We start from the raw sequence: 12,758 nt of genomic DNA, 5'->3' as shown, positions 1-12,758 counted from the left end.
CTGTTTAAGTAAATAATTCAACTTATTTTTATGCAAAACGGCAACTTTTTGTTCAAAATTTGTTTACAAAATCTGTTTTTTCAAACACCGACAAGGAACAATAACGATATAATCTTTTTATTTACAACAAGTTAAATTACATCAACTATTGATAGTCCTCTCATCGTTCATCATCATGAAAATCGTCATATGAAATTAACAAAAAACAAACAATTCAACGCTGGCGAGAGATGATAAAATTAATAAACCTAGAGACTTGTCAGGCAATTACTCGGAATTTTCTGTTGATCAACTCATAAAAACTTCAATATCTGTCAACGGCACTGAATGAATGATGATCCAGACATTAACTGAGTAAGACATTTTTAAATAAATAGATCTTATTATTTTAATACGAAAAAAGATCGCATCTGATCATAAACAAAAGGCCATCTTATACTGACAGATGGCCTTTAAACTCACTCAGGATATGTAGGTGGTTACTTTTTAATCATGATCATTTTCGACTACTGACAGCCCATTAACATCAATTTACATTATGTGAACGATCACGCGCATAGATAATCAGTAACATGGCGAATATCACACACAGTGCCATTGAGCCAACCATCGGCCATGCACTTTCTTCAGGCAAGAAAGACAAAATAATGCCGACTAAGGCTGCAATACTAAAACGGATTGTGCCGGCCAATGAGGAGACGGTACCGGCCATATGGGGATAATCATCCAGCACAACGGCCATCGTATTCGACGTAATCATGGAAATTCCGCTGATATAAAGCGCGACGCCCATCACCAGAGAAATAAATCCGAGATCAAACAACGTGCTAAACAGTAACCATAATCCCATGATGAACTGGACGATTAACCCAATACGCAGCATTTTCAGTGGCCCGAATCGGCGGACACACTGGCTATTAATCGTTGCCATGATGAACAGAAAAACAATATTCAATCCAAAATAGTAACCAAAATGCTGCTCAGGCACTCCGTTTAATCTGATATAAACAAACGAACCAACACTCAGAAAAGAGAACATGCCAGCAAAGGAAAAACCACTGGCTAAGATATAGCACAGTACCTGGCGCTGCCGAAACAACATCACAAACTGCTTCAACGTCGTTTGTAAGTGAAACCGCTGCCTTTTCTCTTTAGGCAACGTTTCGTTGATGAAGAGAGCCACCAGGGCTATCGCGATAACTGCAACCAGGGCAATAAACCAGAAAATAGCGTGCCAGCTAAACCAGTACATGATCATCCCACCTAACATGGGCGCTAACAGAGGCGCAATGATCATCACCAATGTCACAAAAGACATGCTGCGGGAAAACTCCTCTTTTGTGAATTTATCACGCATCAGCGCGTTGATGACAACCCCCGCCGCCGCCGCAGAAAAACCATGCAAGAAACGCATAAAAATAAAGGTATCAATATCTTGTGCTAAGGCACATGCCGCTGAAGAGAGAGTAAAAACAATAACACCGCCCAAAATCACGGGTTTACGCCCTAAGCTATCCGACATTGGCCCATAAATCATTTGACCAATGGCAAACCCCAAGATATAGCTACTGAGTGTCATCTGTACCAGACCATCGTTGACACTAAAATCATGAGCAATGGTGGGCATACTTGGCAAATACATATCAATTGCTAATGGCATTAACATAGAAAGCAAACCAAGGATCAACACTAATCCCAAATAGGACGAACGCTCTTGTTGCACTGAGTGACTCCTGAATCAGTTGAAGGATAAAAAATTAAGGGGTTGGCATTTGTATGCTGTTGATTTCACACTCAGTCAGCGCTCGATATTCTCCTGACGCCAATGCAGGATCAAGATAAATTTTCCCGATTCGCTCCCGATGAAGCGCGACAACATGATTTCCTACGGCAGCAAACATCCGTTTTACCTGATGATAACGCCCTTCACTGATCGTCAGACGAACACGCTGAGGCTCGATAATTTCCAGCAGTGCGGGTTTTGTCAGGGTTTTTTCCCCATTCAGTTGCACGCCCGTCAGAAATTTTTGCTCAGTATCCTCAGCAATGGGGTGCTCCAATGTCACAAGATACGTTTTTTCACAATGATGTTTGGGCGAGGTGATGCGATGTGACCATTGCCCATCATCAGTCAACAAAACCAGCCCTGTTGTATCAATATCCAAACGCCCTGCCGAATGTAATTGATGGGCAACCGGCTCATCAATAAAATACAAAATCGTGGGATTGGACGGATCATCTGTCGAACACACATAACCTTGCGGTTTATTCAACATGAAATAACGTGGACCATTTAATTGTTTCAATATCGTGCCATCATAGGCAACTTGCTGATCGGACTTCAATTTATAGGCACCTGCTCTAATGATTTCCTCATCGACAGTCACTCGCCCTGCCCGCAACTCACGTCCCACATCGTTGCGGCTAATACCTAATTGTTGTGATAAAAATTTATCCAATCGCATGAATCGCTGTACCTGATAAAAATAAATACATATGAACACATCCTTGATATTGCACGCAACGTCAAGGCCATTACTGGAATACAAGACCAAACAGATAATTCATAGGAAAATCATCACGGAAGTTACTATATCAACAATAAGCTATGCGTTATAGCGCACTTATGCTTGAGAAAATAAAGACACGTTATTTCCTGACAGCCGGGCTGGATGAAAAATGCTATTCTCTACAGCCATGATCTTTTACCTGATATTTATGACAATAACATAAAAATGGCTTTTACTTTACGTCCTTATCAACAAGAAGCGGTAGACGCAACCCTTCGCTATTTTCGCCAACACAAAGATCCTGCCGTCATTGTTTTACCAACCGGCGCGGGTAAAAGCCTTGTCATCGCTGAACTGGCAAAATTAGCTCATGGCCGTGTGCTGATCCTGGCACACGTTAAAGAACTCGTTGAGCAAAATCACAGCAAATATTGTGCTTATGGATTGAGTGCCGATATTTTTTCCGCCGGACTGAATCAAAAACACAGTGAAGGAAAAGTCGTTTTTGGCAGCATTCAATCCATCGCGCGTAATCTGGATTGCTTTAATCACCCTTTTTCACTGCTAATCATTGATGAATGCCATCGCATCAGCGACGATGAAAACAGTCAATATCAACAAATCATTCAGCAGCTCCGGCAAAACAATCCCCAAATCCGTATCTTAGGTTTAACGGCAACCCCTTATCGCCTCAGCACCGGCTGGATATATCAATATCATTACCATGGCATGATCCGCGGCGATGAACACTGTTTTTTTCGTCATTGTATTTATGAATTGCCATTGCGTTATATGATCAAACATCATTTTCTGGTTTCGCCGGAAAGACTGGATATGCCGGTCATGCAATATGATTTCAGCCAGGTGCGTACCAGCCAACAAGGCATATTCAATGAGGCGGAATTAAACCGGGAAATTAAACGCCAAAAGCGCATTACTCCCCATATCATTAGGCAAGTTATTGAATATGCAAAAGATCGCAAAGGTATGATGATTTTCGCTGCGACGGTCGAACATGCCAAAGAAATTTTCCAATTACTGCCAATAAATCAAACCGCGCTAATCAGTGCCAAGACTCCCGCACCAGAACGGGATCGCCTAATTACTGACTTCAAGGCACAGCGACTCCGTTATATGGTCAATGTTGCCGTACTCACCACCGGGTTCGATGCCCCCCATGTTGATTTAATCGCCATATTGCGGCCGACAGAATCGGTCAGTCTCTATCAGCAAATTGTTGGGCGTGGCTTACGCCTATTTCCTGACAAAAAAGATTGCCTGATCCTGGATTATGCGGGCAATCCTCATGATCTTTATACGCCAGAAGTTGGTAGCAGCAAACCCAATCCACAAAGCCAGCCGGTACAAGTATTTTGTCCCCTTTGCCAATTTGCCAATACTTTTTGGGGCATATGCACCGCCGATGGCGAACTCATTGAACATTTTGGCCGGCGCTGCCAGGGTTGGGAAGAAGACGAAAAGGGGAAACGTCAACAGTGTGATTTTCGTTTTCGCTTCAAATCCTGCCCCCATTGTGGAGTAGAAAATGATATTGCTGCCCGCCGCTGCCATCGTTGTGAAGCCGTGCTGGTCGATCCTGACGATATGCTAAAAGCGGCGTTGAAACTGAAAGATGCGCTGGTATTGCGTTGTGGCGGAATGCAACTCACCCCGGGTCAGGACAACAAAGGAGAATGGCTGAAAATCACTTATTACGATGAAGATGGTGCAGATGTATCAGAGCTATTCCGTTTATCTACCCCCGCTCAGAAAAAAGTCTTTGAACTGCAATTTATTCGCCAGCACCAGCGTGCTCCCGGAACTGTTTTTCGTTGGAAAACAGCGGCAGATATTGCTAATCAATGTCCTTTATTACGCCACCCTGATTTTGTTGTCGCACGTAAAAAAGGGCAATTTTGGCAGATTCGGGAAAAAATCTTTGACTATCAAGGACGGTTCCGACGAGCTGATGATTTGTACTAAAATGTGGGTGCACAATGCCAGACAAATTGCCTGTTAACAATCTAAAAACATATTTATATTTGCTGTCATATCGGTTTTTCGTTAGAATGCCGCCCGCTCAGTGTGATATATCACGTTAAGCCAAGTATCGAACCTGCTGCTGGGTCGCCTGTAGCAGGATTTATTTTCTTCTTTTCAAGAGAAAAAATAATGTTAACTATCAATGCAGAAGTACGTAAAGAGCAGGGTAAGGGTGCGAGCCGCCGCCTGCGTAAAGCTAACAAGTTTCCAGCGATCATCTACGGTGGTAACCAAGAACCAGTTTCTATCGAACTGGATCACGATGCAGTTATCAATCACGAAAGCAAACCAGAATTCTACGAAGTTCTGACTTTGGTTGTTGATGGTAAAGAAACTACAGTTAAAGTGCAGGCAGTACAGCGTCATCCGTTTAAACCTAAACTGACGCACATCGATTTCCTGCGTGCTTAATTAGCCACAGTCGAGCTTTTATCGGGACGCCGAGTAAATAACGCCGCATTTGCGGCGTTATTTATTTCTGTCCCTTTATTTTTTCACTGTCAGTAACTTAGTGGTTACTACCCCGACGTTGTAATTGATCACGCAGATTCGGAGGCGTGCCTTTAATCGTCAAAGTATCCGTGGCCGGATCCCAAAAAATGCGTTCTCCCATCAAACTGGCATCAAAATTAATGGTTAACCCGCCTCCGCTGCCCGCAAATTTTGTTAATTGGCGTAATGTTCCGCGATCGGCCGGAAAACTTTCTTCCAATTCATAACCCTGCGCCTGCGAAAACTGCTGGAAATTTTGCTCTCCCAACGGAGGTAGCTCTTGAGATAAAGCGTGCAGCTTAATTTCCTCGCCAGCCTGTAACTGATCATGACAATAGCTATAAACTTGCTGACGATAAGCCTGACGTTCATTTTTTGCCAGTTGTACCGATTCACAATAATCGTCCACAGCCTGCAATAAACCTTTATTTTGAACTTTGGCATTCATGCCTTCGCTGGCAGCCAAAAAATCCATGAAAAAATCAGAAACTTTACGTCCTACCCGCCCTTTCAGGAAAGTCAGATAACGACTGGAGCCGGGATTGGTTTCCCATTCAGTCAAATCGATTCTTGCAACAATATCCGCATGAGGAATATCCAAGTACTGCGTTGTATTGACATCCAGTTCATCATTGACAGACATGCTATCGCAACTATTTAGCACCGCAATCAGTAAATATTCCACAGCAAGATATCGATATTGACAAAACAGTACCGTTCCCCCTTCTGCGAACGGGTATTTCGCCAATTCATCTTTCAGACGAACGGTTGCCGCCCGACTAAAACCGAGAAAATCCTCATCGCCTTTACGCAGATGACGCAGCGCTCCCGCCAGCTCACTCTCCTCATTAAACAAACCGTAAGCCTTGCTTTTCGCGCTATATACACGATGCAACTCTGCCATCATCGCTTCAACCACTGGATTGGCATCCAGCAAAGTATCACGCAAAATCACTTCCAACGTTTGTTCATCACGTTTAATCAACCGATGTAACGCGATCTGGCTAATTTCCAGACTCATTATTTATACTCCTTCTTGCGGCTCTGGCATGTATCCCCAATGAGGATAAGACCTTGCAGTTAGCGGCGTATTCAAACATCGTTCACTCTCTGCTGCAACCAAAAAGCTCAATGGCAAAAAACATACTTCGCTGAATAATTAACACATCAGAGATGAAAATGGGGCCGTCTATTCAAGTGGGTAAAACAATTCCGGCATCAGAAAATTAATTTGTCATAAAAAAGCAGAAAATTACCCCTCTATACGGTAAGATATAGGGCTTTGTACATGCAGGATATTTGATTTATGCCACAGTCATCTCGCTATAGCGATGAAAAATTTGAACATTTATTGACTGAATTAGTCAATGTTTTCGAGAAAAACCATACACCAACTGACCTGACTTTAATGGTTCTGGGAAATATGGTAACGAATTTGATCAATACGAGCATTGCCCCTGAACAGCGCAAATATATTGTAGACTCGTTTGTACACGCGTTACAGTCTTCAATCAACGAAGACAAAGCGCATTAACCTTACAACATCTTGACGTAAAAAGAAGATATGGTGACTAGCCGTCAGCATTACCGCGACAAAGTTTCTCAGATGATCAGTTGGGGGCACTGGTTCGCACTGTTCAATATTATGTTCAGTCTGGTGCTGGGCAGTCGCTATTTATTTGCATCTGACTGGCCGGGTACACTGTTTGGACGCATCTATGCGCTGGTCAGTTGGCTCGGTCATTTCAGTTTTATTGTCTTTGCCATTTACTTACTTATTTTATTTCCGCTAACATTTATTGTCATGTCGCAGCGGCTAATGAGGTTTCTTTCAGCGGCTCTGGCAACCGCTGGTTTAACACTACTGATATTCGATTCCTCCATCTATGCCCGCTTTCAGCTGCATCTAAACTCATTGGTTTGGGATTTAGTCACTAACCCGGAGCAAGGTGAATTAACACGAGAATGGCAATTCATGTTCATCTGTATCCCGCTGATTTTCCTGATACAGATGCTTTTTGGCACATGGAGCTGGCAAAAATTACGTAGCCTGAGTCGTCAACGATTTGGTAAACCACTGGCCACCGTATTTATGGCGGCCTTTATCGCTTCACACCTCATGTACATCTGGGCAGATGCCAATTTCTATCGTCCAATTACCATGCAGCGCTCAAACTTGCCCATTTCTTACCCCATGACAGCCCGTAAGTTCCTTGAAAAACATGGTCTATTGAATCATCAGGAATTTCAGCGTCGCATTAACCAGCAAGGCGATCCAGCTGCATTAAGTGTGAATTATCCACTGAATAAATTATCGTACCGGGAGACTGATCGTCACTATAACCTACTGCTACTTGTTGTGGATGGATTAGATAATCAGGACATTATCCGTGATATGCCAGCGCTGGCGCATTTTGCACAGAACAATATCCGGTTTACTCACCATTTCAGCACTGGTTTACGGGATAATGCAGCATTATTTGGCTTATTTTATGGTATTTCATCAGGTTATCTGGACGGTATCCTTAACGCCAGAAAATCTTCTGTGCTTATTGATGCTTTAACACATCAAGGATATCAATTTGGTCTTTTCTCTTCAGATGGATTCCAGACACCGCTTTATCGCCAGGCCATACTCACCGACTACTCATTACCAGAAGCAAAAAGGCAAAGCGATAGCTTAACTGTCACACAATGGCGCCAATGGCTGGATCTGCACAATGGTTCTGCTCCCTGGTTTTCATTGCTGGATATTAACGGTTTTGCACCTTCCTCTGGCAAATTTGACAAAAAAGCGCTGGATACTGAAATCCGCCATATTTTAGATACCCTAAAAAATAAAGCGATTTTAGATAAAACGATCATTGTGCTCACAGCCAAGCAAAGTAACGCAGTATCAGACAACAGGACCAAATGGCTTATTGATGACAAATTCAACCGTGAACAGCTCCACGTTCCCCTGATCATTCATTGGCCGGGTACCCCTGCACAAACTATCGATAAGCTGACTAGCCACCAAGATATCATGGCAACTTTAATGCGTCGTTTATTACACGTTACTAATTCGCCAGAAGATTACTCACAAGGCGAGGATCTCTTTAATGCCCAAAGAGAAAAACCGTGGCTGATTACTGGGGAGAATGGTTCATTAATCATCACAACCGCTAAAAATACCATCTACCTTTCCAAAGATGGGGAATATCACCTGTATGATTTAGACGGCAATGAAATTCAGGGCGCTAAGCCAAATCTTGCTCAATTATTACAGGTCTTCACTGAAGTGAAACGATTTTTAGCACATTAATCGTTTAAAAATCAGGCACTCACTAAATTAGGGGCTTGCTTTGAAAATAAAAAAGGGTAATATGTAACAAGTCATCGGCATGTAGCGCAGCCTGGTAGCGCACCGTCATGGGGTGTCGGGGGTCGTAGGTTCAAATCCTATCATGCCGACCAAATTTCCCTAGAAAAACCAACCTGTTAAGGTTGGTTTTTTTATGCCTGAAGATTGCTCATGGTAAAATGATGGTAAAATGGCCGACAAGAAGTGGCAAAAGTGTGCTAACTTTTAGATGGGTTTTGTTGCTGACCAAAGGTACGAGAAACACCTTTTTTCTAGCTGTTTTTTCGATAGTTTCTATTTGAAATTTATTAGAAAAAATATTCAACGAACTCTGGGTAAGGAAGAAAAGAAAAAAGGAACTCTGGATTAAAAATTAACAAGATGAGTCATACCCTTTCAGGCATCTTCAAGTTAATTGAGTATATATTTCAATCATTATACACTGGTAAATAAATCAATATGAAAATAGCGATCTTAAGAAGAAATGGCTTAGGTGATCTAATTCTCACTCAACCATTGGTTAAATTTATACAGAAAAAATATCCCAATGCGAAAATTAGTTTGTTTATAGAGCATGGAAGTTATGACCTTGCAAAGTATTTGTTTTACTGTTCAAATATAGATATAAATGTTTTACCAAGCGGGAACAAATACTTTTCTATTGTTAAAACAGCGATAAATTTCCGAAACAAAAAATTCGATATAGCTATCTCAGCCAAACCAAGCCCAATGAAACTTAATAACTTGTTTTTATGGTTATTGGGGGCAAAAAAACGTTATGCGGTTGTATCCGATAAAAGCTGGCACTCTAAATTAGTGAACTTTCCCACCAATCAAGAGATGGTAAAAGGTCATCATCAGGCGTTGAAAGTGTTAAAAATATTCTCACCCAATGAAAACTATTTATCATCCGATTTATTTCCTACTATATCCATACATAAGATACCAACCATACATAAGATACTAATAAAAGCGAATAGTGAAAACCCACTAATATTATTTTCAGTTTCAAATAACAGGGAGAGCAGCTTAATAACACACAATAGACTTTCTTTAATTGCTGATAAAATAACAGAAAAATACCCTGCTGCAAAATTTATTATTTCAGCACTCCATGACGATATTCATTTGGCTAAAGACCTCATTTGTCATATAAATGCAAATTGTCAGATTGTCATCTGTGATTCGTTAGATTCATTTTTATCATTACTTAATGAGATGACTTTAATTATCGTTGGTGATGGTGGGATTTGTCATTTAACAGCTGCATTAAAGAAAAAAACCATTGCACTTTATGCTGTAACAAAACCTGAAAACTGGTCGCCACTTGCATTAAATGATATGTGTATCACTCTGTATGACCCAGAAAACGTTAATAATATTTCGTTAGATAAAATTATTGATGCGGCTTTTTCTTTACTCAAAAAGTAAACATTAGTAATGTCAAAATCAAAGGTAAACTTTGTTGTTGACCACCTCCGCAGAGGTGGTATTTAACAAAAATAAAAATTTCCTTATCCTGATTTATCAGGATAATTTCTTTAATTATTTTATATAACTAACCCATTTCGTTGTTTTTTCGGATAGTATCATATTTGGATATTTTACCATTTTCAAATATCCATCCATCGGACACAAAGAAATCTTCTGGAATGTCTTCATGATTTATTTCTGATATATAAGCATTTATCGGCCAAAGTGCAGAGACATCTTTACTATAAGAGTCAATTTTTCCATCTTCGTAATAAACAATTTTCATCGTATCCATAGAGAATAAATTTTGTGATTCGTACCAGTCCAACCCATTTCCATCTTTTAAATATGCCCCATTGGGTATTGGATTAACAGGCGTGTATAGGGTAAACTTTCCTAATTTAGTAACCATGTTATATTCTTCCTATAGTTATCCACTGGTTTCTTACAAAAATTTGCATAACTCGGTAATATATAATACTCACTTGCATTCGCCCGCCATTCCACATGACTGTTTTAATACCGGTTAAAACACTTCCGTATGGAGATTCCCAGTCTTTATATAGTCCCTCAAAATACTCTGATTTCCGTTCTCCTTGCCGAACTCCAGTAATTGATGTGTTTGTATTGGCATATCGACTGTCACTTTCCTGTTTGGTATAACACTCACCTCTGATTGCATAATTTCCTGTAGGTTGGTAGTTTCCTTTGGCTTGATACTTAGCATCAGATTCAGGTTTAGTATAGCTTTCACCTTTTAGGGCGTAGTTCCCAGCAGGAGCATAGTTACCCGCTGGTTGATAGTTTCCTTTGGCCTGGTACTTAACATCAGATTCCGGTTTAGTATAACTTTCACCTTTCAAGGCATAGTCACCTGCAGGAGCATAATTACCTTTCCGTTGAAAACGGGTATCCGACTCCTGCTTGCTATAAGCTCCCACATCATCAGCGGTCATGTCAGCTTTTAATTCTACCCAGGCATTACCTATTTTTGGCTCTTCCTTATTGTTCTCAATGCGTGATTGCCAGAATTTTTGTTTATGGTATACCAAACCACGCAGAGGGTAAGGTGGTGCTTCAACAGACCATTGAGCCGCACCAAAGTTCTGGATTTCGCCTACTGCTCCCGTAATATCGTGAAAAATCCCGTTCATTTTTTCACGTTCAATATCCCTTGCGGTGGGATCTTCATTCTGGTCACGTCCGTAAGCCTCACCATAACCCTGAGCATACGAGACAGCGCCGTCTGATGGGGCTTCATCAGGAATAGAAACTCTGTTACCCTGCTCGGCGAAAGGAACTTTAAATATTTTTGTCATGGGATTAAGCTCCGAAATGGCTGTTAAAGAAATTGGCATGTGAATAGCCAAAGCCAAAGATATTACTGACACTGTTTTCGACCTGATTTAGTGTGCCAGTTTGTTTTTCCCTGATTGAAGTATCAGAAAGCACATCACCGTTTTCCGTCGTCTTATCCCGTTTATTATCTTGAGTATTCATATATGCCCCTCATTTAATCAACAAAGTACATTGCTAAATAATATGAAGGCGGTAGGTATGTCTCCGCCTGTAAACATCAATTATTAGGTTTATCAATACGGAAGAGTCTATTTTGGCGATTTTTGATGAATAAATTAAGCATTCATCATATTATTCATATCTTATATCATAAGAATGACATGTGACACAATTAATAGAATTAATAAAATTCATTTCATGACCAATAATTAATAAAAGACCATATAAAATTTAATATGGGATGTTTCTCAGGTAAAATATAAATCACTGCCATTTATTTTAGCGACCACAAAATTAATTTAACTTGGGGCTGTCCTAGATAACCAGTATCATCTAGGATAGTTGCATGAGAAAAAGTAGACTCAGCCAGTACAAACAGGAACGGTTACTTGAGCTGTTTATTGCAGGCTCTACGGCACGTATTGCAGCGGAGTTAGTGGGTGTTCACAGGAACACCGCAGCCTACTATTTTCATCGACTCAGAATATTGATTGCCGAGCATGTCGATAAGCATTCTTGGTTTGAGGGGGAAATAGAAATAGACGAAAGTTATTTTGGGGGGCGTCGTAAAGGTCAACGAGGTCGAGGTGCTGCGGGTAAAGTCCCTGTTTTCGGGCTGTTAAAGCGGGGTGGTAAGGTTTATACGAAGGTCATACCTGATGCCAAATCTCGCACATTACTGCCGATAATCGAGTCAAAAATTTGCCCTGATAGTATCGTCTACACGGATAATTTTGCGAGCTATGATGTGTTAGATGTGAGTGATTTTAAGCATTACAGAATCAACCACAGCCCCCAGTTTGTTGATAAGAAAGCTCGCCAGAATCACATCAATGGAATTGAGAATTTCTGGAATCAGGCAAAGCGTCATATGCGTAAATTTAACGGTATCCCGAAAGCGCATTTTGAGCTGTATTTGAAGGAATGTGAATGGCGATTTAACACACCAAGTGCAAAGCAGCAATTAGCTATTCTAAAACAAATAGTTAAAGGTAAAATCTAACCATTATCTAGGACAGCCCCTTTAACTTTATATTTTCTATTTTGATAATACTACTTGATCCATTATTTGTCCGCCATCTTGCCATACTAAAGTTGATGGCGGGATAAATTCAATTCTTCCCCACCAACCTCCCGGCCACTGGGTCGAAAATACTCGTCTGGCTACAGGGACTTCAAGAGGTAAATACTGTCCATTTGTGGTTCTAACATAAACTAAACAGCCAGATATATTTTCAGTACAATTCATCGTTCCTCTATCTTGAACTCGTCCCGTCCAAACTACTTGTTCTTGGGTTCGTCGAGTACCTGCATCACGCTGTAAATACCGCCCATCACTCTCCCCCTTTGTATAACATTCCCCCCTGACCGCATAATTC

The 12,758-nt window shown here is 41.0% G+C and carries 12 protein-coding genes and 1 tRNA gene; 7 read left to right on the top strand and 6 right to left on the bottom strand.

All coding sequences use genetic code 11. The annotated features are described in order from the left end of the window. Window positions 1–526: 526 nt before the first annotated feature. Complete coding sequence (locus XPG1_RS05800) at window positions 527–1,723, bottom strand: Bcr/CflA family multidrug efflux MFS transporter (RefSeq protein WP_045958229.1); 1,197 nt, start codon at window positions 1,721–1,723, stop codon at window positions 527–529. Between the two features lie 34 nt (window positions 1,724–1,757). After that, a complete protein-coding gene (gene rsuA / locus XPG1_RS05795) occupies window positions 1,758–2,465 on the bottom strand; it encodes a 16S rRNA pseudouridine(516) synthase RsuA (protein WP_045958228.1) in 708 nt (235 codons plus the stop codon). Between the two features lie 270 nt (window positions 2,466–2,735). Here rsuA and radD point away from each other — a divergent pair, with 270 nt between their 5' ends. Together radD and rplY are read left to right on the top strand one after the other, a co-directional pair. Then, window positions 2,736–4,493 (top strand): DNA repair helicase RadD, encoded by a 1,758-nt coding sequence (gene radD, locus XPG1_RS05790; RefSeq protein ID WP_045960517.1) that lies wholly within the window; start codon window positions 2,736–2,738, stop codon window positions 4,491–4,493. Window positions 4,494–4,682: 189 nt separating this feature from the next. After that, entirely contained in the window at window positions 4,683–4,964 is a 282-nt protein-coding gene (rplY, locus tag XPG1_RS05785) for a 50S ribosomal protein L25 (protein WP_045958227.1), read from the top strand. A gap of 97 nt (window positions 4,965–5,061) precedes the next feature. Here rplY and yejK read toward each other — a convergent pair whose 3' ends face one another. Next, window positions 5,062–6,066: a nucleoid-associated protein YejK gene (gene yejK, locus XPG1_RS05780; RefSeq protein ID WP_045958226.1), complete on the bottom strand. Its 1,005-nt coding sequence runs from the start codon at window positions 6,064–6,066 to the stop codon at window positions 5,062–5,064. A gap of 285 nt (window positions 6,067–6,351) precedes the next feature. On the opposite strand from yejK, the gene XPG1_RS05775 reads away from it, so the two are divergent. From XPG1_RS05775 to XPG1_RS05760, 4 genes are all read left to right on the top strand, one after another. Further along, window positions 6,352–6,579: a YejL family protein gene (locus XPG1_RS05775; RefSeq protein WP_045958225.1), complete on the top strand. Its 228-nt coding sequence runs from the start codon at window positions 6,352–6,354 to the stop codon at window positions 6,577–6,579. A gap of 30 nt (window positions 6,580–6,609) precedes the next feature. After that, entirely contained in the window at window positions 6,610–8,349 is a 1,740-nt protein-coding gene (gene yejM, locus XPG1_RS05770) for an LPS biosynthesis-modulating metalloenzyme YejM (RefSeq protein WP_045958224.1), read from the top strand. Window positions 8,350–8,424: 75 nt separating this feature from the next. Beyond that, a tRNA-Pro gene (locus tag XPG1_RS05765) sits at window positions 8,425–8,501 on the top strand. Between the two features lie 346 nt (window positions 8,502–8,847). Next, entirely contained in the window at window positions 8,848–9,819 is a 972-nt protein-coding gene (locus tag XPG1_RS05760; protein WP_045958223.1) for a glycosyltransferase family 9 protein, read from the top strand. Between the two features lie 127 nt (window positions 9,820–9,946). On the opposite strand, the gene XPG1_RS05755 is transcribed toward XPG1_RS05760, so the two are convergent. The 3 genes from XPG1_RS05755 to XPG1_RS18365 are packed head-to-tail and all read right to left on the bottom strand — an operon-like array spanning window position 9,947 to window position 11,361. Next, the gene (locus XPG1_RS05755) at window positions 9,947–10,273 is read right to left on the bottom strand and encodes a hypothetical protein (RefSeq protein ID WP_052708261.1); all 327 of its coding nucleotides are present in this window, start codon (window positions 10,271–10,273) and stop codon (window positions 9,947–9,949) included. Window position 10,274: 1 nt separating this feature from the next. Beyond that, the gene (locus XPG1_RS18750) at window positions 10,275–11,219 is read right to left on the bottom strand and encodes a hypothetical protein (RefSeq protein WP_197541114.1); all 945 of its coding nucleotides are present in this window, start codon (window positions 11,217–11,219) and stop codon (window positions 10,275–10,277) included. Beyond that, the gene (locus XPG1_RS18365) at window positions 11,185–11,361 is read right to left on the bottom strand and encodes a hypothetical protein (RefSeq protein WP_157879452.1); all 177 of its coding nucleotides are present in this window, start codon (window positions 11,359–11,361) and stop codon (window positions 11,185–11,187) included. Before XPG1_RS18365 ends, XPG1_RS18750 begins: the two co-directional genes overlap by 35 nt. Before the next feature lie 364 nt (window positions 11,362–11,725). Between XPG1_RS18365 and XPG1_RS05745 the strand changes: the two genes are divergently transcribed. Continuing rightward, the gene (locus tag XPG1_RS05745) at window positions 11,726–12,382 is read left to right on the top strand and encodes an IS1595 family transposase (RefSeq protein WP_045958222.1); all 657 of its coding nucleotides are present in this window, start codon (window positions 11,726–11,728) and stop codon (window positions 12,380–12,382) included. The last annotated feature ends 376 nt before the right edge of the window (window positions 12,383–12,758 follow it).

Origin of the sequence: Xenorhabdus poinarii G6, from assembly GCF_000968175.1 — a bacterium.
Classification (GTDB): Bacteria; Pseudomonadota; Gammaproteobacteria; order Enterobacterales; family Enterobacteriaceae; genus Xenorhabdus; species Xenorhabdus poinarii.
This window is presented reverse-complemented; position numbering and strand designations above follow the sequence as displayed.